The organism is Streptomyces sp. NPDC051218 (genome assembly GCF_044455475.1).
Taxonomy (GTDB): domain Bacteria; phylum Actinomycetota; class Actinomycetes; order Streptomycetales; family Streptomycetaceae; genus Streptomyces.
This window is the reverse complement of record NZ_JBITEU010000006.1, coordinates 426397-452130: the sequence shown is the minus strand read 5'-3', so window position 1 is coordinate 452130 and position 25734 is coordinate 426397. Positions and strand designations below refer to the sequence as shown.

Annotated in this window: 25 protein-coding genes; 11 read left to right on the top strand and 14 right to left on the bottom strand. The window is 70.6% G+C overall.

Features of this window, described 5'->3' with window-relative positions:
- Positions 1–7 precede the first annotated feature (7 nt).
- Together ACIBCK_RS20805 and ACIBCK_RS20800 are read right to left on the bottom strand one after the other, a co-directional pair.
- A complete protein-coding gene (locus tag ACIBCK_RS20805) occupies positions 8–871 on the bottom strand; it encodes an ABC transporter permease (protein ID WP_399392175.1) in 864 nt (287 codons plus the stop codon).
- Complete coding sequence (locus tag ACIBCK_RS20800; RefSeq protein WP_399392174.1) at positions 868–1776, bottom strand: ATP-binding cassette domain-containing protein; 909 nt, start codon at positions 1774–1776, stop codon at positions 868–870. Before ACIBCK_RS20800 ends, ACIBCK_RS20805 begins: the two co-directional genes overlap by 4 nt.
- Before the next feature lie 133 nt (positions 1777–1909).
- Between ACIBCK_RS20800 and ACIBCK_RS20795 the strand changes: the two genes are divergently transcribed.
- The 3 genes from ACIBCK_RS20795 (at position 1910) to ACIBCK_RS20785 (ending at position 4995) form a co-directional block, all read left to right on the top strand.
- The gene (locus ACIBCK_RS20795; RefSeq protein ID WP_399392172.1) at positions 1910–3241 is read left to right on the top strand and encodes a sensor histidine kinase; all 1332 of its coding nucleotides are present in this window, start codon (positions 1910–1912) and stop codon (positions 3239–3241) included.
- Complete coding sequence (locus ACIBCK_RS20790; RefSeq protein ID WP_399392170.1) at positions 3238–3927, top strand: response regulator; 690 nt, start codon at positions 3238–3240, stop codon at positions 3925–3927. The genes ACIBCK_RS20795 and ACIBCK_RS20790 overlap by 4 nt, the downstream gene beginning before the upstream one ends.
- 186 nt (positions 3928–4113) lie before the next feature.
- Positions 4114–4995, top strand: a complete 882-nt coding sequence (locus ACIBCK_RS20785) for an esterase/lipase family protein (RefSeq protein ID WP_399392168.1) — start codon at positions 4114–4116, stop codon at positions 4993–4995.
- 61 nt (positions 4996–5056) lie between these two features.
- On the opposite strand, the gene ACIBCK_RS20780 is transcribed toward ACIBCK_RS20785, so the two are convergent.
- Together ACIBCK_RS20780 and ACIBCK_RS20775 are read right to left on the bottom strand one after the other, a co-directional pair.
- Positions 5057–6070: a lytic polysaccharide monooxygenase gene (locus ACIBCK_RS20780; RefSeq protein WP_399392166.1), complete on the bottom strand. Its 1014-nt coding sequence runs from the start codon at positions 6068–6070 to the stop codon at positions 5057–5059.
- Between the two features lie 286 nt (positions 6071–6356).
- Positions 6357–7043 (bottom strand): response regulator, encoded by a 687-nt coding sequence (locus ACIBCK_RS20775; protein ID WP_367040368.1) that lies wholly within the window; start codon positions 7041–7043, stop codon positions 6357–6359.
- A gap of 226 nt (positions 7044–7269) precedes the next feature.
- Between ACIBCK_RS20775 and ACIBCK_RS20770 the strand changes: the two genes are divergently transcribed.
- The 4 genes from ACIBCK_RS20770 to ACIBCK_RS20755 are packed head-to-tail and all read left to right on the top strand — an operon-like array spanning position 7270 to position 10754.
- Positions 7270–8253 (top strand): Bug family tripartite tricarboxylate transporter substrate binding protein, encoded by a 984-nt coding sequence (locus ACIBCK_RS20770; protein ID WP_399392318.1) that lies wholly within the window; start codon positions 7270–7272, stop codon positions 8251–8253.
- On the top strand, positions 8250–8792 hold the full coding sequence (locus ACIBCK_RS20765) for a tripartite tricarboxylate transporter TctB family protein (RefSeq protein ID WP_399392163.1): 543 nt from the start codon (positions 8250–8252) through the stop codon (positions 8790–8792). Before ACIBCK_RS20770 ends, ACIBCK_RS20765 begins: the two co-directional genes overlap by 4 nt.
- A 1-nt stretch (position 8793) precedes the next feature.
- A complete protein-coding gene (locus ACIBCK_RS20760; protein ID WP_399392161.1) occupies positions 8794–10302 on the top strand; it encodes a tripartite tricarboxylate transporter permease in 1509 nt (502 codons plus the stop codon).
- Entirely contained in the window at positions 10299–10754 is a 456-nt protein-coding gene (locus ACIBCK_RS20755) for a GNAT family N-acetyltransferase (protein ID WP_399392159.1), read from the top strand. Before ACIBCK_RS20760 ends, ACIBCK_RS20755 begins: the two co-directional genes overlap by 4 nt.
- 21 nt (positions 10755–10775) lie before the next feature.
- On the opposite strand, the gene ACIBCK_RS20750 is transcribed toward ACIBCK_RS20755, so the two are convergent.
- A complete protein-coding gene (locus ACIBCK_RS20750; protein WP_399392157.1) occupies positions 10776–10916 on the bottom strand; it encodes a hypothetical protein in 141 nt (46 codons plus the stop codon).
- 108 nt (positions 10917–11024) lie between these two features.
- Between ACIBCK_RS20750 and ACIBCK_RS20745 the strand changes: the two genes are divergently transcribed.
- Both ACIBCK_RS20745 and ACIBCK_RS20740 read left to right on the top strand, forming a co-directional pair.
- Positions 11025–12176, top strand: a complete 1152-nt coding sequence (locus tag ACIBCK_RS20745; protein ID WP_399392155.1) for a methyltransferase domain-containing protein — start codon at positions 11025–11027, stop codon at positions 12174–12176.
- Complete coding sequence (locus tag ACIBCK_RS20740) at positions 12173–12313, top strand: hypothetical protein (RefSeq protein ID WP_399392154.1); 141 nt, start codon at positions 12173–12175, stop codon at positions 12311–12313. Before ACIBCK_RS20745 ends, ACIBCK_RS20740 begins: the two co-directional genes overlap by 4 nt.
- 29 nt (positions 12314–12342) lie before the next feature.
- On the opposite strand, the gene ACIBCK_RS20735 is transcribed toward ACIBCK_RS20740, so the two are convergent.
- Together ACIBCK_RS20735 and ACIBCK_RS20730 are read right to left on the bottom strand one after the other, a co-directional pair.
- Positions 12343–12873: a DUF402 domain-containing protein gene (locus ACIBCK_RS20735; RefSeq protein WP_399392152.1), complete on the bottom strand. Its 531-nt coding sequence runs from the start codon at positions 12871–12873 to the stop codon at positions 12343–12345.
- Positions 12854–13783, bottom strand: coding sequence for a GNAT family N-acetyltransferase (locus ACIBCK_RS20730; protein ID WP_399392151.1), 930 nt, complete (start codon positions 13781–13783; stop codon positions 12854–12856). The genes ACIBCK_RS20735 and ACIBCK_RS20730 overlap by 20 nt, the downstream gene beginning before the upstream one ends.
- Positions 13784–13853: 70 nt before the next feature.
- On the opposite strand from ACIBCK_RS20730, the gene ACIBCK_RS20725 reads away from it, so the two are divergent.
- Positions 13854–14261 carry a GntR family transcriptional regulator gene (locus ACIBCK_RS20725; protein WP_399392150.1) on the top strand — a complete coding sequence of 136 codons (408 nt, stop codon included), beginning with the start codon at positions 13854–13856 and terminating at the stop codon, positions 14259–14261.
- 148 nt (positions 14262–14409) lie between these two features.
- Here the strand turns inward: ACIBCK_RS20725 and ACIBCK_RS20720 are convergent, their stop codons facing one another.
- Positions 14410–15504 carry a DUF5925 domain-containing protein gene (locus ACIBCK_RS20720; RefSeq protein WP_399392148.1) on the bottom strand — a complete coding sequence of 365 codons (1095 nt, stop codon included), beginning with the start codon at positions 15502–15504 and terminating at the stop codon, positions 14410–14412.
- A gap of 151 nt (positions 15505–15655) precedes the next feature.
- On the opposite strand from ACIBCK_RS20720, the gene ACIBCK_RS20715 reads away from it, so the two are divergent.
- Positions 15656–17080: a xylan 1,4-beta-xylosidase gene (locus tag ACIBCK_RS20715; RefSeq protein WP_399392147.1), complete on the top strand. Its 1425-nt coding sequence runs from the start codon at positions 15656–15658 to the stop codon at positions 17078–17080.
- Between the two features lie 50 nt (positions 17081–17130).
- On the opposite strand, the gene ACIBCK_RS20710 is transcribed toward ACIBCK_RS20715, so the two are convergent.
- From ACIBCK_RS20710 to ACIBCK_RS20685, 6 genes are all read right to left on the bottom strand, one after another.
- Positions 17131–21000, bottom strand: coding sequence for a lipopolysaccharide biosynthesis protein (locus ACIBCK_RS20710; protein WP_399392145.1), 3870 nt, complete (start codon positions 20998–21000; stop codon positions 17131–17133).
- A complete protein-coding gene (locus ACIBCK_RS20705; RefSeq protein WP_399392143.1) occupies positions 20993–21793 on the bottom strand; it encodes a polysaccharide deacetylase family protein in 801 nt (266 codons plus the stop codon). The genes ACIBCK_RS20710 and ACIBCK_RS20705 overlap by 8 nt, the downstream gene beginning before the upstream one ends.
- 37 nt (positions 21794–21830) lie before the next feature.
- Entirely contained in the window at positions 21831–22862 is a 1032-nt protein-coding gene (locus ACIBCK_RS20700; protein WP_399392141.1) for a glycosyltransferase family 2 protein, read from the bottom strand.
- The gene (locus ACIBCK_RS20695) at positions 22859–23692 is read right to left on the bottom strand and encodes a glycosyltransferase family 2 protein (RefSeq protein WP_399392139.1); all 834 of its coding nucleotides are present in this window, start codon (positions 23690–23692) and stop codon (positions 22859–22861) included. Before ACIBCK_RS20695 ends, ACIBCK_RS20700 begins: the two co-directional genes overlap by 4 nt.
- A 381-nt stretch (positions 23693–24073) precedes the next feature.
- Positions 24074–25174, bottom strand: coding sequence for a GNAT family N-acetyltransferase (locus ACIBCK_RS20690; protein ID WP_399392137.1), 1101 nt, complete (start codon positions 25172–25174; stop codon positions 24074–24076).
- Between the two features lies 1 nt (position 25175).
- Positions 25176–25607, bottom strand: coding sequence for a hypothetical protein (locus ACIBCK_RS20685; protein WP_399392135.1), 432 nt, complete (start codon positions 25605–25607; stop codon positions 25176–25178).
- Between the last annotated feature and the right edge of the window lie 127 nt (positions 25608–25734).

Below are 25734 nucleotides of genomic sequence, written 5' to 3'. Positions count from 1 at the left end.
GCACTCCTCACAGATCCCGGCGGCGCACGGCAAGGACCATGACGATCACCGCGGCCACCGGCCACGCCGCGAACACGATCCACGCCTCCGTGACCGTCTCCGCGTACTTGGCCGGCGGGTGTTCCATCGCGGGGTTCTCGATGAGGGTGTTCCATGCCGTGATCGGCATCGCGTTGCCGAGCTCCGCCACCCACCGATATGTGTCGCCCTGGAGGAAGGCGGGCGCCAGGATCAGCGACACGAGGGTCGTGACGATGCTGCCCGTGGCGTGCCGCACGAGCGCCCCGACGGCCATGCCCACGAGCGCGCTCAGCGGGACGAGCAGCGCGGACGCCGCGACGGCACGCAGCGCGCCCGGATCGCCGATCGACAGGCCGCCGTGCTCCCGCAGGATCGCCTGCGTCACACCGAACGAGGCCACGGAGACGAGCACCCCGAGCACGGCTGTCACCGCCGACATGACGGCCGCCTTGGCCAGCATCACCGCACGCCGGTCGGGGACGGCCGTGAACGTCGTACGGATCAGACCGCTGGTGTACTCGCCGAAGACCGCGAGAGCGCCCACGCTGCCCGCGACGACCATCAGGATCTGCCAGGCGGGGTCGACGAACGCGCTGGACAGCGCGTCGTACCGCATCTGGGGCTCCAACCCCGGGGCTGGGTCCTGCCGTGAGAGCCAGTCGAGATTGGTCAGCGCCGAGTTCACGTTGATCCCGGTGACCGCCGGCGCGCCGATGGCGAGGACCCAGTAGGTCGAGCGCAGCGACCACAGCTTGATCCACTCGGCGGCGAGGAGATGGCGGAAACGGGCTCGTGGTCCGGTGGCCCCGGTGACTTCGGTGGCCGGGGAAGGGGTGATGGTGGTCGTCATCGGGCATCTCCCGCGAGGTATTCGACGCTGTCGGCGGTCAGTTCCATGAACGCCGCTTCCAAAGAGGCGGCGCGCGTGGCGAGTTCGTGGAGCCGTACCCCGTGCCGGAAGGCGAGGTCGCCGATGCGGGCCGCGGGCAGACCGGTGACGGTGAGGGCCTCGCGGTCCTCCTGGACGCAGGCGCCCTCGGCGGTCAGGAGCTCTTTCAGGGTGAGGGCGTCGGGTGTGCGCACCGTGACGCTCAGGCGCGTGCTGCGGGCGGCGAACGCGGTGACGCTCTCGGCGGCGATGAGCTCGCCACGGCCGATGACGACGAGCTGGTCGGCGGTGTTCTCCATCTCGGACATGAGGTGGCTGGAGACGAACACGGTGCGGCCATCGGCGGCCAGCCGGCGGAAGAGCCCGCGCACCCACAACACGCCTTCCGGGTCGAGGCCGTTGAGGGGTTCGTCGAAGAGGAGCACCGGCGGGTCGCCGAGCAGCGCGGTGGCGATCCCGAGGCGCTGGCGCATGCCGAGGGAGAAGCCGCCCACGCGCCGCCCGGCCACCTCGGTGAGGCCGACCTCGTCGAGGACCTCGGCCACTCTGCTCCGGGGGATGTCGTTGCCATGGGCCAGGGCACGCAGATGGGCGCGGGCCGTACGGCCGCCGTGCACATCGCCCGCGTCGAGCAGCGCACCGACGTGCCGCAGGCCGCGCGGCCGGTCCCGGAAGGGGATGCCGGCGATGGTGGCGCTTCCGCCGCTGGGGGTCACCAGGCCGAGCAGCATCCGCAGGGTGGTCGTCTTGCCCGCGCCGTTAGGGCCCAGGAACCCGGTGACCTGCCCAGGGCGCACCGTGAAACTCAGGTTCTGTACAGCGCTCTTGGCGCCGTAACGCTTCGTCAGTTCGTTGACCTCGATCATGAGGACCACGGTGCCGCCGACCGGGGCGGCACGGCATCGGGCCGAGGGCCACACCGCCGCGGGCCCAGGCAGCCCACGGGCGTACGACTCCGGGCCAATACCCCCGCGAGGAAAGGGCACATACGATCAGCGCATGGACATGGACCCAGGTCGGACCGCAGTCGAGGAGGGGTGGAGCCGACGCGTGCCCGGACGCCTGTGGCCGGCCGTGCGCACCGGCCTCGCCTGGACCGGGGCCGTCCTCTTCCCGGCCGTCACGTACGTCACGTTCTCCGACGGGCAGCAGGGCTTCGACCTCCTGATGGTCCTCGCGTCGATCCTGCTCCTCGCCGTGGTCGCCTCGCTGCTGCGGCGCAGGCCACTGCCCGCCCTGGCCCTGCTGCTCCTGGGCGGGGTCACGGCCACGATGGAGATGCGCACGACGCAGGTCAGCTATCTCCAGGCCCTGGTGGGGGTCTGCGCCGTCGGCTATCTCGCGGCCACCCGTCCGCGCCGTACGTCGGTCACCGCCGCCCTCCTGGCGTTCACGGCGCAGCTGGGCAGCCTCTTCGGCTTCCCGGTCGACCCCGACTGCTACCCCCGCCAGTACGAGAGTCACTGCGTGGCGGCGTCCCAGTGGGGCAACGACAGAGGTCAGGCCGCCGTGTTCGTCGCCGTCGTCCTCATCGCCGTCTGGATGGCGGGCAGTTCGGCCCGGGAACGCCGTGCCCATGCCGAAGCCCTGCGTGCCCAGAACACGGCCCGCGCCATCACCGCCGAACGGCTGCGCATCGCCAGGGAGTTGCACGACATGATCGCGCACAGCATCGGCGTCATAGCCATCCAGGCGGGTGTGGGCAGCCGGGTCATCGACACCCAGCCCGCGGAGGCCCGCAACGCCCTCAGGACCATCGAGGCCACCAGCAGGGAGACCCTCGCGGGGCTGCGCCGGACGCTGGTCGCGCTGCGCAGGTCCGAGCCGGAACCAGGAGCCGCAGCCGGAGCCGCCGATCGCGCCGCCGGCCGTACTGCCGACGGAGCCGCCACCGGTGACTCGTCCGCGCCGCCCCGTGAGCCCGCCCCCGGGCTCGCCGACATCGACCGACTCGCCGTGGCGGCCCGGGACGCCGGGGTCCGCGCGGAGATCCGCAGGGTGGGGGAGTGCGGGTCGCTGCCGGCCGACATCGACCTGGCCGCGTTCCGCATCCTTCAGGAGGCCCTCACCAACGTCGTACGGCACGCGGGAACGGACACCTGCCGGGTGACCGTCGAGCAGAGGGAGGGCGAACTGTCCCTCGCGGTCGAGGACGACGGGCGCGGTGGCCTGCCCGCCGGCACCGGGTTCGGCCTCGTCGGCATGCGTGAGCGAGTCGCCCTGCTGCACGGCCGGTTCACCGCTGGACCGCGGCCCGAGGGCGGCTTCGGGGTGACCGCGCTGCTGCCTCTGCCGCCGGTGGAGGCCCTGTCGCCGGTGGAGGCCCGATGACCGGCACCGCCGGCCCCGCCGCCTCCGCGGTCCGGGTGCTGCTCGTCGACGACCAGCCCCTCGTCCGCGCGGGCCTGCGCGTCCTGATGGCCGACACCCCGGACATCGAGGTCGTGGGGGAGGCGGGGACGGGCGCCGAGGCGGTCCGGATGGCCCGCGACATACGCCCCGACGTCGTCGTGATGGACATCCGCATGCCCGGCATGGACGGCATCGAGGCGACGCGTCTGATCACTGCCGAGCTGGGGCAGACGCGCGTACTCGTCCTCACCACCTTCGATGACGACGACCATGTGTACGGCGCGCTTCGCGCGGGCGCGAGCGGATTCCTCGTCAAGGACATGGCTCTGGAGGAGATCCTCGGCGCGATCCATGTCGTGGCCGCCGGTGAGGGCCTGATCGCGCCGAGCGTCACCCGGCGCCTGATCGCGGAGTTCGCCGCGCGGCCGGACCCGGCGCCGCGGGCGGACCGGCGGACGGTCGACGGCATCACCGAGCGCGAGTGCGAGGTGCTCACGCTGGTCGGCCGCGGTCTGTCCAACGCGGAGATCGCCGCTGAACTCTTCATCACCGTGGCGACGGTGAAGGCGCATGTGGCGCGGCTCTTCACCAAGCTGGACTCCCGGGACCGGGTCCAACTGGTCATCATCGCGTACGAGGTGGGGCTGGTGTCGGCCCCGCGGTAGGCCTCCGGGGTCCATGGCGGCGACAGGTCCCGGGGCGACCGTGCCAGTGCCTGCTGGAAGTTTTGCCGACGCGCAACTTCACACTTTTACTACTCGCCCGTAATTTGTCGTGTGCACGGCATCCTCGTGATCCGGATCACAGGGCTCACTCATCGCACCTCCCTTGAGCCGCAAGGAGATCACCCGATGCTGCCCTGGAGACGCACGCTCAGAGCGTTCACCGCCGCCCTCCTCATGACACTTCTCGTGACGGGCCTGCTCACCCTCACCCCCGCCGCCACCTCGGCGTCCGCCGCTCCCGCCGCTCCTGCTGCCACCTCGCGCGGCTGGAACGACTACGACTGCAAGCCGTCCGCCGCACACCCCCGGCCCGTGGTCCTCGTCCACGGCACCTTCGGCAACTCCATCGACAACTGGCTCGTCCTCGCGCCCTACTTGGTGAAGCGCGGCTACTGCGTCTACTCCCTCGACTACGCCCAGCTGCCCGGAGTGCCGTTCTTCAACGGGCTCGGTCCGATCGACAAGTCGGCCGAGCAGCTCGACGGCTTCGTCGACAAGGTCCTCGCCTCCACGGGCGCGGCCGAAGCGGACCTCGTCGGCCACTCGCAGGGCGGCATGATGCCCCGTTACTACCTGAAGTTCCTCGGCGGCGCGCAGAAGGTTAACGCCCTGGTCGGCCTCGCGCCGGACAACCACGGCACCACGCTGCTCGGCCTGACCGAGCTGCTGCCCTACTTCCCCGGCATCGAGGACCTGCTCACCACCAAGACCCCGAGCCTCGCCGACCAGGTGGCCGGATCGCCCTTCCTCACCAAGCTCAACGAAGGCGGCGACACCGTGCCCGGCGTGCGCTACACCGTCATCGCCACCAAGTACGACGAGGTGGTCACCCCATACCGCACGCAGTTCCTGAACGGCCCCGGCGTACGCAACGTGACCATCCAGGATCTGTGCCCCGTCGACGTGTCGGAGCACGTGGCGATCGGGATCCTCGACCGTGTCGCCCACCACGAGGTCGCGAACGCGCTCGACCCGGCGCACGCGACGCCGAGCACCTGCTTCTCCTGAGCCGAGAGCCGCCGCCGAGGGGTCTCAGCGGCGGCTCAGCGCGTCCTCGTTCTCAGAGGATTCAGCGGCCGTGGCGCGCCGTGCGGCGGCGGGCCGTGCCGAACATGGCCGCGGCGCCGATCGCGAGGGCGGCGGCGCCGCCGATCGCGATGTACGGGGTGGTGCTGTCGCCGCCGGTCTCGGCGAGGTTCTCGTTGGTGGCAGCGGCGGGCTTCGCGGCGCCGCCGTTCACCTCGGGCTGGTTCGCGGCGGTGTCGTCGCCCGGGGCAGGCGCCGCCTCGGAGGCGTCGGCGCCGGTCTCGGCGTCACTGTCGCCGTGGCCGTGGTGCTCGACGGTGGACTTGTCCGCGCCCGCGGCGATGTCCTGCTCGGAGGGCGCGGAGGCGGTCGGGGCCGGAGCCACGGCCTCGGCGCCGCCGCTGTCACCACCGCCGCTGTCCTTGCCGAAGACGACGTCGGAGCAGGTGTAGAAGGCCTCGGGGGAGTCCGAGCGCTGCCAGACCGAGTAGATCAGGTGGCGGCCCGACTTGGCCGGGACCTTGCCGTCGAAGACGTAGTCACCGTTCTCCATCTTCGGGTCGGCGACGTCGACGAACGGCTTCTCCTCCAGGTCCGACCACTTCAGGGGCTTGGACGGGTCGTACGAGTCCTTCGTGATGTACAGCTCGAAGGAGCCCTTGTGCGGGGCGGTGCCCTTGTAGCGGAAGGTGTGGTTGCCGCCGGACATCTTGCTCGACGGCCAGTCGGTGCGCGGCAGGTCGAGGCCCTTGTACTTGTCGTTGCCCGCGCTGCACAGCTTCCCGTCGGGGATGATCTCCTTCGACTTGCCCGCGGCGTTGGCGATGTTCACGCCGTTCCAGTCGTAGAAGGCCTGCACACCACTGGCGGCGACCGCGGCCTTGCAGGCAGCCGACTTCGGGGACTCGGGACCCTCCTGGAAGCACGCGGAGACACGGCTCACCGGGTCCGTCATCGAACCGTGCGCGGCGGCAGGGGCGGCCGACAGGGCGGTCAGGGCGAGCGGGGCGATCCCGACGGCGGCGATCGCGGCGACCTTGCTTCGGCGTGCGGTCATGAGTGGTTCTCCTCAGCGGCGGTTCTAGGGGGGTGGGGGACACGAGACGGTTGCGAACGGCCGGTGCCGCCCCCCGATCACGTGCGGCGCCGACGGTTCGTAACCGGCCCGGCGACGAGAAAACTAGCCGCTGAAATCCCCGAATTCGCCTGCTGGGAGGGGGTGATGGCGATCTTTATGGTGGGGTTAAGGGAGCCCTCAGGCTCCGCTCAGGTCGCGCCCGATTTGCCCCGCCGAGGCCACCGGCCCGCCGTCACCTTGCCCCGGCGAGGCCACCGGCTCGCCGTCACCGGACCCACCGGTACCGCCGCTCCGGTCGCCCCGTCCCCCCGTACCGCAACGTCACCTCGACGCGGCCCGTGTCCGCGAAGAACTCCAGGTAGCGGCGGGCGCTGACCCGGGAGAGCGCGCCCTCCTGTGCGCACTCCGATGCGGAGAGTCCGGCCGGGTGGCCCCGTAGCGTCTGCTCGACCAGGTCCGCGGTGTGTGCCGCCAGGCCCTTGGGGAGCTCGCGGGAGCCGGGCGGGCGGGGGCCGAAGAGCTGGTCGACGTCCTCCTGGCGCGCCTCGTCCAGACCGTCAAGGCGCGCCCGGAGCGCCGCCACGTGCAGCAACTGCTCACGCAGCGCCGCCTGGTTGAACGGCTTGATGAGGTAGTGCAGAGCCCCGGCCCGCAGCGCAGCCCGCACGATCCCCGCGTCCCGCGCGGCCGTGATGAACAGCGCGTCCAGCGGCTGCCGGTCCCGGTCGCGCTCCTCGACGGCACGCAACTCCCGTAGCACCGCGATGCCGTCCATATCGGGCAGATAGATGTCGAGGAGGACCAGATCGGGACGCAGCCGCTCCACCGCGGCCAGCGCCTCCGCACCGCTGTGCGCCACTCCCACCACCGAGAATCCGTCCACCGCGGACACATAACGGCTGTGCAGTTTGGCGACCATGAAGTCGTCGTCCACGACCAGCACCCTTGTCATCGCCGCAGGCTATGGGCGCGACCACAACGACCACAACGTCCGTTGATTCCGGAAGAGAGACAGCTTCTTAACGCGCAGGCAACATGTGGGCCACCTCACAGGTTCCCCGTCCCCACGGACGGCGGCCGGGTTCCCGCCCCCACGGGGAGCCCGGCCGCTCAACTCCTCCGTACCGAACGGCGTACGGAACCACGTACCGACTACGTACCGACAGGTGGTGGCACACGTGCGTCTGCGCACACCCCTTGCCCTGCTCGGGGCCGCGCTGCTCGTGCTCGCAGGGCCGCCGCTGCTCTCCACGGGCAGCGACGCCGAGACCGGCACCCAGATCCCCGGACTGCGCTTCATGGTCCCCAACACCCCGGGCGGCGGCTACGACATCACCGCCCGCACCGCGGCGAAGAACGCCGAGGACGCCGGACTCACCCACAACATCGAGGTGTTCAACCTGCCCGGCGCCGGCGGCACCGTCGGCCTCAGCCGCCTCGTCGGCGAGCACGGCAACGGCAAACTCGCGATGTCCATGGGCCTCGGCGTCGTCGGCGCCGCGCGCTCGAACGACTCGCCCAAGACCCTCGCCGACACCACCCCGATCGCCCGCCTCACCGAAGAGCCGGACGTCGTCGTGGTCGCCAAGGACTCCCCGTACAAGAACATCAAGCAGCTCATCACCGCCTGGAAGAAGAACCCGGGCAAGCTGCCGGTCGGCGGCGGCTCCTCCCCGGGCGGCCCCGACCACCTCGCCCCCATGCTGATGGCACGCGCCGCCGGGATCGCCCCGAAGAAGGTCAACTACGTGCCCTTCGACGGCGGCGGTGAACTCCTCGCCTCGATCCTCGGCAAAAAGGTCGCCTTCGGCGTCTCGGGCGTCGGCGAGTACCTCGACCAGATCAAGTCGGGCGAGCTGCGCCTCCTCGCCACCACCGGGCCCAAGCGGGCCAAGGGCCTGGAAGGGCCGACCCTCAAGGAGTCCGGCTACGACGTGGACTTCACCAACTGGCGCGGCATCGTCGCCCCGCCAGGACTCTCCGACGCCGAACGCAAGAAGCTCACCGGCCTGGTCAGGAAGCTCCACGACTCCCCTCAGTGGAAGAAGTCCCTCAAGACCAACGGCTGGGACGACGCCTTCCTCACCGGCGACAAGTTCGGCGACTTCCTGGCCGAACAGGACAAGAGCGTGGTGTCCGTGCTGAAGGAGCTGGGACTGTGACGACCCCGACCACCGAGACCCCGCCCGACGAGCACGGCGGCAGCCGCCGCGCCTGGCTGCGCGAACACTCCGAACTCGGCGTCAGCCTCATGCTGTTGGCCCTCGGCGCCCTCGTCCTCACCGACGCGCTCACCATGGACGTCGAGATCACCCAGCGCGGCCCCATCGGCCCCAAGACGGTCCCGATCGCCGTGGGCATCGGACTGCTCGTCGTCGCCGTGCTCCTCGCGATCGACGTCCTGCGCGGCGGCCGGGGCGAGGCCGAGGGCGGCGAGGACATCGACCTGTCCGAACCCGCCGACGGGCGCACCGTCCTGCTCCTGGCCGGGGTCTTCCTCGGCGCCGCCGTCCTCATCGAACCGCTCGGCTTCCCCGTCGCGGGTGCCCTGCTCTTCTGGGGCGCCGCATACGCGCTCGGCAGCCGGCACCTGGACCGCGATCCGCTCATCGCGGCGGGGCTCTCCCTCCTCACGTACGTCGTCTTCAACAACCTGCTCGGGGTGCCGCTGCCCGGCGGACCACTGATGGGAGTGCTGTGACATGAACGCCTTCAACTCCCTGATGGACGGCTTCGGCACGGCCCTCACCCCCATGAACCTGCTCTGGGCCGCACTCGGCGTGCTCCTGGGCACCGCGATCGGCGTCCTGCCCGGCATCGGCCCCGCGATGGCGGTGGCGCTGCTGCTGCCCGTCACCTACGGCCTGGAGCCGACCGGCGCGTTCATCATGTTCGCCGGCATCTACTACGGAGCGATGTTCGGCGGCTCCACGACCTCCATCCTCCTGAACACACCGGGCGAGAGCGCGGCGGTGGTGGCCGCCATGGAAGGCAACCCGATGGCCAAGGCGGGGCGTGGCGCACAAGCGCTCGCGGCCGCCGCCATCGGGCACTTCGCGGGCGGCATCATCGGCACGATCCTCCTGGTGGCCTTGGCGCCGACGGTCGCCGACCTCGCGGTCGACATCGGGGCGCCCGACTACTTCGCCATCATGGTGCTCGCGTTCATCGCCGTGACCTCGGTGCTCGGTTCCTCGCGCGTACGAGGTCTTGCCTCCCTCCTCATCGGCCTCACCCTCGGCCTGGTCGGCCTCGACCAGATGACCGGACAGCAGCGCCTGACCTTCGGCTCGCTCCAACTCGCCGACGGCATCGACGTGGTGATCGTCGCCGTCGGTCTCTTCGCGATCGGCGAGGCCCTGTGGGTCGCCGCCCATCTGCGGCGCACCAGCGGCGAGGCGATCCCCGTCGGCCGGCCCTGGCTGGGCAAGGCGGACGTCAAGCGCACCTGGAAGTCCTGGCTGCGCGGCCCGCTCATCGGCTTCCCGTTCGGCGCGATCCCCGCGGGCGGCGCCGAGATCCCCACCTTCCTCTCCTACGTCACCGAGAAGCGCCTTTCCAAGCACAAGGACGAGTGGGGCAAGGGCGCGATCGAGGGAGTGGCGGGCCCTGAGTCGGCATCGTCCGCTTCGGCGGCGGGCACCCTCGTCTCCATGCTGACGCTCGGCCTGCCCACGACGGCCGTGGCGGCAGTGATGCTCGCCGCCTTCCAGCAGTACGGGATCCAGCCCGGCCCGCTCCTCTTCGAGCGCGAGCCCGACCTGGTCTGGGGCCTGATCGCGTCCCTCTTCGTGGGCATGGTCCTGCTCCTGGCCCTGAACCTGCCGCTCGCCCCGGTCTGGGCGAAGCTTCTTCGCATCCCGAGGCCCTACCTCTACGCGGGCATCCTCTTCTTCGCCGCGGTGGGCGCCTACGCGGTCGGCGGCGAGGCCCTGGACCTGGTGATCCTGCTCATCATCGGCCTGATCGGCTTCGGCATGCGGCGCTACGGGCTGCCCGTCCTGCCCGCCGTCATCGGCGTCATCCTCGGCCCGAACGCGGAACAACAGCTGCGCCGCGCGCTTCAGATCAGCGACGGCAGCGTGAGCGGCCTGGTCGACACGCCCTTCTCGATCACGGTGTACGTGATCATCGCGCTGATCGTGCTCTGGCCTCTCCTGAAGAAACTGCTGGTGCGGGGCAGGAGGAGTGACGTAGACGTAAAGGCATGACCCGAGGCACGAACGACGACATCCGCCCCGCGACCGCCGCCGACGTCCCCGCCGTGCGGGCGGTGACGGACGCGGCGTACCACCCCTACATCGAGCGCATCGGTGTCGTGCCCGTCCCCATGGAGGCGGACCACGCGGCGGAAGTGGCGGCGGGGCGGGTGTATGTCACCGGTGACCCGGTGGTGGGTGTCCTGGTCCTCGTCCAGCGGGAGGACCACCTGTTCCTGGACAGCATCGCGGTCCACCCCGAGGCCGCGGGCCAAGGGGTGGGCCGCCGCCTGCTCGCCTTCGTGGACGAGCGGGCGCGGTCCCTTGGACTGCCGGAGGTCCGGCTCTACACGAACACGATGATGTGGGAGAACCAGAAGATCTACCCTCGGTACGGCTACGAGATGGTGGAGCGCAGGGTGGACGGCCCGTACGACCGCTACCACTACCGGAAGAGGCTCTAACTCCCTCCCCGCCCCGGGATCTCACCCGTCCGGCCACCAGGTCCGCTGGATGTCCTTGCGGACCTCCGAGCGCTCGCGGGGCCGCTCCTCGGCCTCGTACTTCTCCCGGATCTGCCGATTGGTGGGCTTACCGACGGTCTTGTGCACGGTCACACGGCGCATGGCTGCCTCCCTGTACTACCGATGTCCAAGGTGGGACGTCTGTAGACCTCTGCGGGGAGGGTTTCTCATCCGAGTTGGATTGTCAGTGGCGAGTGTCACCATCGCCGGATGACGATCGACTGGGACACAGAGGCGGCCACCTTCGACGACGAGCCGGACCACGGGCTGCGGGACGCGGCGGTGCGGGACGCGTGGGCGGGGCGCCTGCGGGACTGGTTGCCGGCGGCCCCCGGGGACGTTCTCGACCTGGGCTGCGGCACCGGGAGCCTCTCTTTGCTGGCCGCCGAGCGGGGGCACCGCGTCACGGCGGTGGACCTCTCCCCGAACATGGTGGAGCGGGCCCGCGAGAAGCTGGCGGGGCATGCGGCGGAGGTGCTGATCGGTGACGCGGACGCGCCCCCGGTGGAGGGGCGCCGCTTCGACGTGGTCCTGGCCCGGCATGTGCTGTGGATGCTGCCGGACCTGGAGGCGACGCTGCGGCGCTGGTGCGGGCTGCTGCGGCCGGGCGGACGCCTGATCCTCGTCGAGGGCGTATGGGGAACGACGAACCCCTCCGGCATCCCCGCGAGCCGCCTGATCGCGGCCCTGACGCCGTTGGCCGCCCGTCTGCACTCCGAACGCCTTTCGGGCGACGAGCTGTTGTGGGGCAAGCGAGTGGAGGACGAGCGCTACGCGGTGGTGGCGGTCCTCCCCGAGGCGCAGGCGCCCGTCCGCCACAAGGAGGTGGTGGACGTCCACCTCATCCTCCGCCGCGGCGACGAGATCCTCCTCGCCCGCCGCGCCAACACCGGTTACGGCGACGGCCTGTTCAACCTCCCCTCCGGCCACGTGGAGCCCGGCGAGGACGTCCGTACGGCGGTCATCCGCGAGGCACGGGAGGAGATCGGCCTCGACCTCGCCCCCGAGGACGTGAGCGCCGAACTGGTCCTCCAGCACAGGGGCCCTGGCGGGAAGGCCCGCATCGGCTGGTTCTTCGAGGCGCGGTACGGCGCGGGAGGCGCCCCCTTCAACGCGGAGCCGGACAAGTGCAGCGAACTCACCTGGCACAAGGCGGCCACACCGCCGGACGACATGGTGGCGTACTGCAGGGCGGCCCTCGAGGCCTGGCGGGCGGGGGAGCGGTTCGCGCTGCACTGGCAGGAGGAGGGGGACGCGGTGAGGTTCGAGAGGGGTGGGGCGGACAGGGCGGTGGCCCTTGCCCGCGCCGGGGGTGTGCACGAGGCGGGGGCGGGGGCAGTTGGCGGCAGCGACCCGGCTTGAACCACCTGGCGTTTCACGTGCCGAGTCCGGCGAAGCTCGACCGGCTGGTGGTGGAGGCCCCGGAGCACGGTTGGCGTTTGCTTCCGGAGCGGCATCACGAGGCAGGCTTCGAGGTGGAGTTTGTGGTCGAGGGCTGACGCTCGCTCGCCGGCCCCCGGCCACGTGGTCAGTGGTCGTCCGAGGTGGCGGGTCCGGTGGCTGGAGAGGGCGATGGTGGTGACAGGGGGGCGCCGGTGCGGGCCAGGTGCTCCAGTTCGTCCAACGCGGACAGGGCCTTGGACGCCGCCTCGGGGTCGCGGGTGGCCAGGCCGCTTTCCGCGAACTCGTCCTCGTCCAGGCGCAGGATCGTCCCGCCGTCCGCGGAGCACCACAGGTCGAGGTCCAGGTCCTCCACCGTGAGGGTGGCGCCGTTCCGCACCGCGGGGCGTGTCACGTCGCAGTACCAGCCCTTCAGGACGCCCGTGGACGTGCGGACCTCCTTCACGGAGTACCAGCGGTCTCGCCAGTAGTGCTCCGTGAAGACATCGCCCGGCTCGAAGCGTACGAAGCCGAAGTCCCGTACCCCGTCCGCCGCCCACGGTGCGCGGACCGTCACCACGGTGCCGTCGTCCGTCATCACCTCCGCCGGGTAGCGGATCTTCGTGCGGCCCGCCTTCAGCAGGATGACCTCCACCGTGTCAGCCGAGGTCTCGGACATGGCGTACCTCCGTCGCGCAGATCTCGTAGCCGAACCACTTGTTGATCGCCAGCATCGGCCCGTTCCCGGCGTCGTTGCCCGTGAACGCCTCCGTGTAGCCGGCGGCCCGCGCCCGATGCAGGGAGTCGTTCTTGGCGAGCTTGGCGAGGCCGCGCCCGCGGAACGCACGCCCCGTACCGGTCATGCCGCTCGCGTAGCGCGACGCGTCGTCCGTGCGGGCGAGCGTGAAGGCGGCGGGACGGCCGTCCACGACCGCCACGGTGGTCAGTTCGCGGTTCACCAAGGGGTGGTTCCAGGTCTCGGCGAGCCAGTGCCCGTAGTCCGTGAACTCCGCGGCCACATCGCTCGGTTCGTCCGCCACCGTCTCCGCGTCAAGATCGAAGAGGGCGCGCGGGTCGTCCCCGAACTCCGCTCCCGTACGCAACTCCACCCCGGCGGGCGCCTCTTGGCGCGGCGGCAACGGGCCACCTGTCAGGTCGAGGCGGAGGAAGTGGGAAGAGCGGCTCGCGCGGTAGCCGCGGGAGGTGGCGAAGGCACGGTTCGCGGGCTCGTCGAGGACCCAGGAGAAGACTGTCGTCGCTCCCTGGTCCGCGAGGTGAGCCTCCGCCGTGCGCAGGATCAGTGAACCCGCACCGAGACCGCGCCGCTCCGGCAGTACGTTGACGTTGGCGAAGCCCTGTCCCGGCTCGGGGCTGTCGTGGGCGAGGCCCACCTGCGCCGTGCCGACGATCTCCCCGCCGGCCTCGGCGACCAACTGGAGGTAACGGGAGCCGGGATGGGCGTGCGCCAGGTCGAACCGGACGGAATCCGCGGTGGCGAGCATGGCGGGCACGCAGGCGCGGCGGACGGCGGCGAAGGCCTCGGCGTCGGGGCCGTTGCCGGGGCGCAGGGCGCGGACGAGGACGGTCATGGGGCCGCACGCTACGCGCGTGGCGCGTCGGGGTGCCTCCTATTTTCCCGCGGTGCGGGACAATCGCCGCGTGACTTTGAAGATCGAGATCGAGAGTGACGGCAGCGCCGGGGGCGGCGCCGGTGCGGGTGGACTGCCGCCCTACGAGCAGGTGCGGACCCAGATCGCCGAGCAGGCGCGGGGCGGGACGCTGCCGGTGGGCTACAAGTTGCCGACCGTGCGGGGGCTCGCCCAGGAGCTCGGGCTTGCCGTTAACACGGTGGCCAAGGCGTATCGGGCCCTTGAGGCGGACGGGGTGATCGAGACGCGGGGGCGTCACGGGACGTTCGTGGCAGCGGCCGGTGACGCGGCCGCCCGGGAGGCGTCGGCCGCCGCCCAGGCCTTTGCCGAGCGGGCTCGGCGGCTCGGCCTCTCCGAGGCGGGGGCGCTCGCCGCTGCCCGGGATGCGTTGCGTGCTGCCTATGGGGACTCGGGGTGACTTCTACCCCGTGGCGGGGCGGTACTTGACGCCTGGCTGTTTCGGCACCCGGTAGCTTCGCGTTGTGCCCACCCTTCCCCAAGCTCTCGGCTTCGCTCGAGCAGGGGAGGCCCCAATCGCCCTGCGGAACGCCTGCCCACAACGGAAACTACAGATACAGCCCCGCGTCCGCCCCGCCCCGGGGGTCCGGGACCGACGTAGGAGACGTGCCGCGGCGCAACGCGTAGAGCTCGGCCAGCGTCGCGCCCTCGCGGGAAACCCCCTCCTCCGTGCCGAGCCAGTCGATCGACTCGGCGCGGGTCAGGCTCCCGACCTCGATGCGGGCGAGGCACCGGCCGGGGCGGACCACCGCCGGGTGGAGCCGCTCCAGGTCCTCGTTGGTGGTGACGCCGACCAGGACGTTGCGGCCCTGCCCGAGCAGCCCGTCCGTCAGGTTCAGCAACCGCGACAACGCCTGCCCGGCGGTGTGCTTCGCCTCCCCCCGGATCAGCTCGTCGCAGTCCTCCAGGAGCAGCAGCCGCCAGCGGCCCTTCGCCGTGCCGTCGTCCTCGCCGATCGCGATGTCCATCAAGTACCCGACGTCACTGAACAGCCGCTCCGGGTCCAGGACGCAGTCCACCTGGCACCAGTCACGCCAGGACCGCGCGAGCGTCCGCAGCGCCGACGTCTTGCCCGTGCCGGGCGGGCCGTGCAACAGGAGGAGGCGGCCCGAGATGTCCTCGGGGCCCGTCTTCATCAGGGTGTCCATGGCCTCGGCCACCGGCGCGGTGTAGTTCTCCCGCACCTCCTCCCACGTACCGGCGGCGATCTGCCGCGTGGTGCGGTGCGGGCCGCGCCTGGGGGACACGTACCAGAACCCCATGGTCACGTTGTCCGGCTGCGGCTCCGGCTCGTCCTGCGCGCCGTCCGTGGCCTGCTTCAGGACCTGCGCCGCGAGGTCGGCGCTCGTCGCCGTCACCGTGACGTCCGCGCCGCGGTTCCAGCGCGAGATCAGGAGCGTCCAGCCGTCGCCCTCGGCCAGCGTCGCGCTGCGGTCGTCGTCGCGGGCCGCGCGCAGCACCGTCGCACCCGGCGGCAGCAGCGTGGAACCGGACTTGACGCGGTCGATGTTGGAGCTGTGCGAGAAGGGCTGCTCGCCGGTGGCGAAACGGCCGAGGAAGAGGGCGTCCACGACATCCGACGGCGAGTCGCTGTCGTCGACGTTGAGCCGGATCGGCAGGGTGTCCTGAGGGTTCGCAGACATGCCGCCATGATCCGGCACACAAGTGCCCGCGTGCACCCCGGTTTACGCACTCCGCCGCACTCCCGCCGCACTCCGTCGTACGACGTTCGGTTGCGAACCCGTGGCACGGAACCTGTCCTACCGCCAACGGTCGCCGTTACTGTTGTCCTTGATGGCACGTCATGGGTGGAATTCGGGGGCACAGCGGTGGCGGCTCGCCGCGCTGCTCGGCGTCGCTCTGGCCGCACTGGCCCTGATCCTGACCGTCACCACCACGCTCCCCGGTGACGATTCGGGCACCGAAGGCACCACGCGTGACGGCGACAAGGTGCACGGCACCCCCGCCGTCCCGCCCGGTGACGCGGAGCCGGCCGTCGGGTGGGGCTTCACCCACACCCAGTACAGCGCGGACGAGGGCGGCGACGCGGCCACGCGCCGCGCCGAGGAGCTGCTCGCGGGCCTGCCGCGCCCGCTGCCGCAGATCCAGCACATCATGGGCTGGGGCGCGGGCAACCCCGAGCCGGTCAAGGGGCGTTACGACTTCTCGGCGATGGACCAGCGGATGGACTTCATCCGCGCCACCGACGGCACGCCGGTCGTCACCCTGTGCTGCGCCCCGGACTGGATGAAGGGCGGCGAGCCCGGCGCGGACAACACCGACTGGAGCCAGCAGGCCCTGGAGACCGCCCCGGAACCCGCCCACTTCGAGGACTACGCCAAGCTCGCGGCGACCGTCGCCAAACGCTACCCGGACGTCCGGCACTTCATCGTGTGGAACGAATTCAAGGGCTTCTGGAACAACGAGAAGGCCCGCTGGGACTACGAGGGCTACACCGAGCTCTACAACCTCGTCTACAAGGAGCTCAAGAAGGTCAACAAGGACATCATGGTCGGCGGCCCCTACCTCGTCATGGACAGCGTCGACCCGCGCCAGACCGAGGGCGCGTCGAGCGAGGTCGAGGGCGAATGGGGCCGCATGGACCAGCGGGCCCTCGACGCCTTCGACTACTGGAACAAGAACAAGACCGGCGCGGACTTCGTCGTCGTGGACGGCTCCAGCTACACCGTCGACGACGAGATGCTCCCCGACGAGTTCAAGGCCACCGAGAAGCTCACCGCCGTCGGCAAGTGGGTGCGGGAGCGCACCGGAGACCTGCCCCTGTGGTGGGCCGAGTACTACGTGGAACCGGGCGACAGCGACGACAACCGCGACGACTGGTCCGAGCCGCACCGCGTCGCCGTCCACGCCACGGGACTGATGGCGATGGCGCGCGGCGGCGCGAGCAGCGGCTTCTACTGGAACCCGCAGAAGAGGGGCGAGACCTGCGCGGGCTGCCTGTGGCGCTCCACCGAACTCGACGACGGGGGCACCGAGTTGCCGATGCTGGCGATGCTCTCCCGCTTCAGCGACGCGTTCCCGCCCGGCACGCGGTACGAGAAAGTCTCCGTCGCCGCCGATGACGAACCGAACGTACGCGTCCTCGCCACCAAGGAGACCATGCTCGTCGTCAACACCCTCGACCGCCCGATCGACGCGAAGGTCGACGGGCAACGCTTCAAGATGAAGGGGTACGAGGTGAAGTGGCTGAAGCGGTGATCCGCTTCAGCCCTCTGTGCCTACCCCCGGATTCTGCGCCCACCCCCGGATCACGCCATGGTCAGGAACCGCTGGATCAGTGACGCGAGCAGCACCGCGAGCAGCGGCAGCGAGAACCAGAAACTGCTCTGCAGCCAGCGCAGTTGCCGCACGCTCGGCGCCCACGCCACCCGCACGACCTCACGCGTGACGAGCAGCAGGACCACGGCGATCGCCGCGAGCGCGCCGATCACCGACCAGGGGGTCCACGTCACCTGCGGGCCGATCGGGCCCGGCTCGGCCTTGGCGACCTTGCCGTTCGGCTGCTTGCTCAGGGTGTAGAGGGTCGCGTCGTCGTTCGTCAGGACCTTCTTCAGCTCCCGGCGGTCGTCGAGGTTCTTGATCAGCCGGGTGTCCCACGTCCTGGAGTAGCCCACGTCCATCTGGAGATAGACCGTCTGACTCTTGTTGATCATCAGATACGAGTTGGGGCCCGCGTCCTTGAGCGCCTTCACCAGTCTGGAGACCAGGACGGGGTCGGCCGGGGCGAGGGTCGGGACGTAACTCACCTTCTCCATGTCCCGTGTGCCCCACGGCATCGCCGGCGTCACGTTGTTGACGGTGTCGTCGCTCATCCACAGCAGCCGCACCGTCGGATCGTCGTGCTCGTACACGTACTCCATCGCGGCGACCTCGCCGGCCCGGGTCCGCTCGAAGGGCTCGTTGCCCCAGCGCGCCACCAGGAAGCCGCCCATCAGGATGAGCCCCGCCATCAGTGCGGCGAGCGGCGCCAGACTCACCTTGTCGCGGTCCCGCTCCTTCGCGGTGATGCCCGCACGCGGGAAGAACGCGAGCCCGGCGAGGAGCGCGGCGCCCGGCAGCGCGAACATGAAGACCCGCAGGGCCATCTCGCCGCCGTACGACTGCATGCCGAAGCCCAGGAACGGGATGAAGGTCAGGACGAGCAGCGAGCGTTCCGTGTACTTGTGGTCGCGCCGCCGCCACCAGCCCCAGCAGGCGAACGCCATCACACCGCCTGCCAGCGCGACGCGCGCGTACAGGACGAGCTGGTGGGTCGAGCTGCCGCCCTCGATCCGGCCGGACACCGACGAGGTCACATTGCCGCCGACGCCGCCGATCCCGCCGAACAGCTCGTCGAAGTGCCCCGACCAGTACGGCTCGGCGAGGAAGCCCACCCAGACAGCGACCAGGACCGCGAAGAGGATCGGCAGCCCGCGCAGCTCCGAGCGGCCCACCAGGACGAGGCCGGCAAGGACACCGAGCATCACGAACGGCGTGAGCTGGTGCGCGGGGACCGTCGCAGCGAACAGGGCGATCAGGACGGCGAGCAGGACCGCGCGCTGCCGCCGGTCGGCGGGCTCGACCTCCAGCTCACCGGGGCGCCGCTTGGCCCACAGCACGTGCGGCGCGCGGAACCACACGAGGAGCACCGCGACGAACACCAGATAGAGCAGATAGGTGAAGCCCTGCGGGGAGAAGTAGTCCTGGCCGACCCAGCCGCTCAGCGCGAAGATCCAGAGACCGGCCCACTTGGCGCGCCAGGACGCCCGCATGGCGCGCACGAGCAGGAACATCGGTGCCAGGTAGAGCAGTTGCATGGCCAGCGGCCACCAGCGGATCACCTCGGTCATGTCCGAGACGCCGCACGCCTTCGCCACGAACGTGGCCGCGGCGAAGAATCCGGGCCAGCTCCAGCGCGCGTCCAGGTCGGGCACCGCGGAGCCGGTCCTGTCGATGTACTCCATGAAGCCCAGGTGCTGCCAGGCCGTCGCGAACCGCGGCTCGTCCTCGAGGACGGCGGGCAGCGCGTGCAGACACACCACCGTGGCGATCAGCGTCGCCAGGAGCAGGGCCTTGTGCGGCCGCTCCAGCCACAGCAGCGAGGCGAAGACGACGACGAGCAGCGCGGCCCCGACAAGGGTCGGCGCGGGCAGGATCGAGATGAGCCCGAGCCCACCCATCGCGTCCAGATCGCCCTCGGTCATGCCCACCGTGGGCAGCCAGTACAGGGCCAGCGCGAAGGCGAGGACGAGCGCCATGAGGACGGCGCGGCGGCGGGGGAGCGGTCCGGACGCGACGCCGGTCTCCGCCGGCTCCTCCGTCGCACCCGGTGCGGTGCCCGGCTCCTCGGCGGGCGCGGTGACGGCCGACGACACAGAAGGCGGGATCGCTGACGACGCCGCCGGTTCGCGCGGTCTGACCGGTGTTCGCAGCGCCCAGGTCGGGCGGTGCTCCAGGTCCCCCCTGTCCTGCATGTCCTCCCCCTCGTCCCCCGTGCCTGCCTCCGGGACACCGGCCTTCTTGAAGGCCGGTGTCCCGGACGCGGGCGTCCCCGGTCCCGGACGCATGTCGGGCCTGCGTTCGGGATGCTCGAAGTCCGGCTGCACCGCCAGCTGCAGCGTGTCCGAGTCCAGCGACTCGCGCAGGGCCCAGGCGGGCCCGCGCCGCCGCTCCTGCTGCTGACCCGCCTCGTCCGCGGACACTGTGGACGGCGGCACCGGCGCCCCCAGGTCCGCGAGATCACCGTCCGGCGCCCCGCCCGCGTCCGACCCCGACGGCCCGGCCCCCCGCGCCACGCGGTACAGCTTCGGCGCCACGATCGCCACGATCACCGCGAGGCTGCAGATCTCGGCGACCCCCGCCCCCGTGAGACCCATCCGAGGCAGCAGAAGCAGCGTCAGACCGAGCACGAGTGCGCACAACAGGCCCTGCATCCAGGCGATCCCCGACGTACGGCTCTGGGCGCGCTGCACCGCGAAGTACGTCTCCATGACGACCCGCAGCGCCGCGCCCACCGCGAACCAGCGCAGCAGCGGCGTCGCCGCGTCCGCGTACCCCTGGCCGAAGACCCGCAGGATGAACGGCGCCCCGACGAACAGCAGACCGCACACCGGCAGCATGATGCGCGCCATGCGGCGCAGCGCGGCCCGAGTGTTCGCCGCGAGCCGCGCCGGGTCGTGCGCGCCCTCGACGGTCAGCGAGGCGCCCATGTTGATGGCGAGCAGGTTGACCGTGCCGCCGATCGTGGTGGTGATGTAGAAGTACGCGTTGTCGACCGAGCTGACCTGCGAGGCGACGATCACCGGTACGAGATAGACCACGGCGAGCGAGAAGAGCGAACCGGTGTAGTCACCGGCAAGGAACCGGCCCATCTCGCGCAGCGTCGGCGGGCGCGTCTTGTCCTGGGTCGCCTTCACGTGCCGTGGCACGAGCCGCCGGAACACCAGCCAGCCCAGCGGGATGACGGACATGGCGATCGCGGCCACCCACGACACGAACACGCCCGCCGTCGGGATCGCCGCCGCCACCGCGATGAGCAGCCCCAGCTTGACGACCGAGAAGATCGTGTTGCCGACCGGCACCCACAGCGCGCTGCGCAGCCCCGTGAGCACCCCGTCCTGAAGGGTGAGCAGCGACCAGGCGATGACCGCGGCGATGAAGCCGAGACCGTTCAGCGGGCCGTGCAGGAACGCGTACGAGGGCCCCCACAGGTCGAGCGTGAACAGGAAGATCAGTGCGGCGCACGCGACGACGAGTGAACTGGTCGCGTACGTACGGAAGATGAGCCGGCCCGTGGCGCGTCCCGCGACGGGGATGAAGCGCGCGAGGGCCCCCGTCAGGGTGAGGGCGGTGAGCCCCGCGAGGAGCTTCATGGCGGCGATCGCCGCCGAGCCCTGGCCGACCGCCGACTCGGAGTAGTACCGAGCGGCGGCCAGCCAGAAGCCGACGCCGAGCACGCCGGAGATGCCGGTGTTCAGCATCAGCGCGTAGGCATTGCGGAACAACGGACTCCCGCCACCGCCGCCGCCCCGTCCGGGCAGCCGCATTCTGCGCGGCCTGCCCGACTTGCCGGACGGCTGCTGCTGTTCGCTGCTCGGAGTCCCAGAGACGTCTGCCTGGGCGGTCGACGTGTCAGACACGGGTACGAGTTGCCTTCCGGCGGGCCTGGCGGAATCTGCGGACCACGGCGTACCCCTTGGTGTGGGCACGGTCCCTTGCGAAAGTGCGGGCGATCGCACGGCCCTCGACGAGCCGTTCGAACTCCGCGATGCCGGTGGAGCGGCGCACGGTCACCCGCTGCAGGGCGTACGGCCCCTGCGTACGCCGCGCGAGGCCGTTGCCGACCGCGAGCGACTGGGCGAATCCGGCACCGCGCACCGTCTGGCGCACCCGACGGCTCGAATAGCCGTACGGGTAGGCGAAGGAGACCGGACGGGTGCCGAGCTCCTCGGTGACGATCTCCTTGCAGCGAAGCAGTTCGAACCAGAGGTCGTCGTCGTCCAGTTGGTCGAGCTGCGGGTGCGTATGGCTGTGCCCGCCGATCTCCGTGTTCGCCGCGGCCAGTTCGCGCACCTGGTCCCAGTCGAGCATCACGTCGAGGCCGCCCCCGGTGTCGTGCGCCCCGCGCAGCCAGCCCGTCGAGACGAAGAGCGTCGAGGCGAAGCCGTGCTTGGCGAGCACGGGCAGCGCGTGCCGGTGCACGCCCTCGTAACCGTCGTCGAAGGTGATCAGGACGGGCCGCGGCGGCAGGGCGCGGCCGGGAGTGCGCCAGATCGCGGCGAGCCCGGCCGTGCTCAGCGGTGTGAAACCCCGCTCGCCGAGCAGCTCGAGCTGCTCGGCGAACGCCCCTGGAGACACGGACAAGTCCCGTGTCTCCAGGGTCGGTTCATGCGCGATCGAGTGGTACATGAGTATCGGCACAGGAGCGTTCATGGCGGTCCCCCCAGGCCTGTCGGTGCCGCACCCGTCCTCATGCCGCAGCCCCCTCGCCGTCCGCATCCGTCCCCATCTCCACGACCGAGAAAGCGGCGCCTCCCCTGCGCGCGCGGACACTCCCGAGGACGTACCCCCCGGCTGCCGTGACCACGCCCGCCACGATGGCGCCCGCGCGGCCCGCGCCGCCGGGACGCGCGAGCAGCGCGTCCCGCAGACCGCGCCCGACCCCGGCCGGCAGGACGCGCGTGGCGTACCGCCGCTCGGACTCAAGGCCCTTGTCCGCGCCGACACTCCGGGCCACGAGCGCCTTGGAGAGGCCCTCCGCGTACGTCCGCGTGCGGAAGTACTGGAAGCGCTCCCGCGCCGCGGGGACCCGGTGGTGGATCACCGCGCGGTCGTCGATGAGCAGGATCGCGTCCGGCCTCGCCCGGGTGAGACGGATGCACAGCTCCGTCTCCTCGCAGCCGAGCGGACGCTTGTCGCCGTCACGCCCGATGCCGGTCGCGAAGCCGCCCGCCGCCTCGAACGCGGTGCGCCGGAAGGAGGCGTTGCCGCCCAGGACGTTGCGTACCCGCACGCGCCCCTCGGGCAGGCCCTTGTACGTACAGCCGACGACCCAGTCGAACTCCTCGGGGAACCAGGCGGGCCTGCGCCGTGACTCCCAGACGGGCATGGTGCGCCCGCCCACCGCGAAGACCTTCGGGTCGGCGTACCCCTCGGCGAAGTGGCGCAGCCAGTCCCGCTCCGCGACGGCGTCGTCGTCGAGGAACGCGATGATCTCGCCGCTGGAGGCGGCGATCCCGGTGTTGCGGCCCGCCGAGAGGCCGCGGGGGCCCGCGTTCGCGAGCACCCGCACCCCTTCGGTCTCCTTGTACTCCTTGGCCAGACGGTCGAGGAGCGAGGCGTTGTGATCCACCACGAGCAGCGTCTCCAGCGCCGTCAGGGTCTGCGCCCGCACCGAGGCGACCGCCGCGAGGATGTCCTCCCAGCGGTCCTCGGTGTAGACGCAGATGACGACGGAGACGCCCGCGACCGTGCTCCCCCCGTGCTGGCCGGGACCGCTCAAGACACCTCTCCCTGACGCGTGCGGAACGGAACTCCACGGGTACGACGGCGCTGCCCACGGCGGCTTGAGCGCTCCGTGAGGATCACCTTCAGGACGCGCAGCCCGTCGCGCACGGCGCTGAGGTTGCTCACGCCGTGGATGCGCAGATACTCGTGGCTGGGGATCTCCTGCACCTTGAGCCCCGCCTTGACGACCCGGATGTTCATCAGGGTCTCCACCTCGAAGCCCGTGCAGTCGAGCTCTATCTTGTCGAGGCAGTGCCGCCAGAAGGCGTTGTAGCCGTAGCACAGGTCGGTGTAGCGGGCGCCGAACTTGGCGTTCACGACGGAGCACAGGACGTGGTTGCCGAGCTTGCGGATCGGCGTCATGTCGTCAGTGGCACCGCCGTTGGCGAACCGCGAACCCTTGGCGAAGTCCGCACCCGAGACGAGAGCGGAGACGTAGCTGACGATCTCGTGGCCGTCGGCTGAGCCGTCCGCGTCGACCATCACGATGATGTCGCCGGTGCACGCCTCGAATCCGGTGATCAGGGCATCGCCCTTGCCCTTGCCGAGCTGCCGGACGACCTTCACGTCCGGCCACAGCTCGCGCGCGACGGCCACCGTGTCATCCGTCGAATTTCCGTCCACGAGTACGACCTCGTGAATCCAGTCGGGCAGGGTCTTGAAAACGTAGGGAAGATTCTCCGCTTCGTTCATGGCGGGAATCACGACACTCACCGGTGGTGTGATCGCCAGGTGTGAGGAAATCGGCCGGTAGTTACCGGACAGTGTCGGCTTGTCTAACGGGTCTGGACCCGGCTCGGTGGCCGGGTGCACGACAGAACTCATGAGTCTGATCCCTCTCGTCCGGTGGACCGCCCACCCCCGGGCAGTCCGGATATGTATCCGGTTCGAAAGGGGGGTTCTCACTTTGCGCATGACGAAATAGATCTCCGTGCATGCCGAGTGAGCTGGCATTGCGCGGGACGTGACTCGGCACGAATTCAGTCGCCGAGCACGGCACCCCCCTACCGCGCCCCGCGCCGGTTCCACACGCGACCCTGAGCCCTCCCCTGGATCGCACTGCGTGATGGACCGATGCGGGTGGATGTACGACGGTATTGATGATTGACACCGTATGGCAAGACCTGGAACGAGGCCTCACCCTTTTGATGAAATGGCCGGTCTTGGTGGCCACATATGGAGCGCTCTGTTCCTTGTCGCTCTCTCTTATTCCTTCTTTCTTGATCGAATTTGGCCCACTCGTTTCAGCAGCTTGTCGGCCGGTTCGAACAGCTCCGGTCGTGACAGGACGGTGTTGCGCAGCGCCCTGACCGGAGCGCGCCGCGCCCGGTGCCCGATCGCTGCCGGATGGCGCAGAGCCACCCACCCCTCGGACACGGTGAGTTCGCGTGTCTTCAGGGAGTCCTTGTACTGCTTCTGGCCCCGCCCCAGATCGAGATACGCGATGCCGTCGGCGGCGGCGGCCTCGGCCATGCGCAGATGCATGACCAGGCCGGGCGAGTACTTGGCGAACGCCGGGTCGTAGGCGGGGAACCACTGGGCGATGATCCGCTCGGAGCGCAGCCCGAAGTGCGCGGCCACCGGCACCTCGTCGACGTACAGCACGGAGAGCAGGCCGGCGAACTGATCGGACCTGGTGTGGAAGAGCTGGTGCACGAGCTGGTTGATCCAGGCCTGTGCGAAGCGGTCGCTGCGCCCGGTCCTGCGGTACTGGGCCGACTTCCACTGCATCAGGGTGCGCAGGGCCGCGGGGTCGCGCTCGTCGTGCACGTAGCGCACGGAGCCGTGGTCGCGGCCGAGCCTGCGCTCCTTGGAGAAGGTCGTACGGGCGAACTTCGGCGACTTCGCCCTGAGCCGGCCCAGATATGCCTCGTACCCCTGGTCGATGTCCATGACGGGGGAGGCGAAGGAGCCGGCGGCGCCCGCCTCGAACGGCTCCTGGCCCGTGGCCAGATGGTCGAACTCGTACATCGCGAGCCCGCAGGCCCGTAACAGTTCTCGCGCGTCCCAGGTGAAGCCGGGCCGGTGCACCAGGCCCTGGCAGTCCGAGACGCCGAGGCCGATGGCCCGGCCGACGCCGGTGATGGATCTCTGGAACGGGAAGAAGGCCGCCGGCTCGCCGCCCTCGCGTACGACCGCGATCCGCACCCCGCGCCGCCAGTGACCCACCGCGAGGGTGAACTCGGGGGAGAGGAACGGATTGCCGAGTTCCGGCGAGCCGTTGAGGTGGGCCTTGGACTGCAGCGCCGTCCAGGCCGCCCGGTCCGCGGCGGTGAGTTCCCCGGGGCGGTGCACGGTGATGTCCACGTCAGGAGGTCCGACTCGTCGGGGCACGGCGTCGCAGCCGACGTGCCAGTACCAGCAGATGGATGAGCGTGCCGATCGCGGTGATGGCGGCGACCCCGCCGCGCACCGACCACATGTGGAGGGCGAGCATCGCCTGGGCCACCAGCAGATTGACCGCGACGGCCCCGGAAACGGAAGCGATGATCCGGCCCCACGGGTCAAGCCCCCTGAGCGCGGCGGCGATCGCCGAGCCGGGCACCGCCAGGAGAAAGAACAGGGTGAAGGGGCCGCGCAGCGGCGAATCGATGTCCGTGAGCGCGAGCATCGCGCCGACGGCGCCCACCGCCACGGCCGTGCCCGCGAGCAGCGAGAGCGCGTCGTCGCGTCGGACCGGCCGGTCGTCGGGCTCTCGCCCGGTGTCTGATGACGGTGACTTGATCCTGATGGTCTGCATTGGCGACTTTGCCCCCCGACGCGCCGGATGCCGGGCTTCAATGTCGCGCAGTCCACGGCAGCGCGTCAAGATGCGGAGGGAGTGTGGAGATGTTCGACGTCGGGCCCCTGAACCACGACGGAACTCC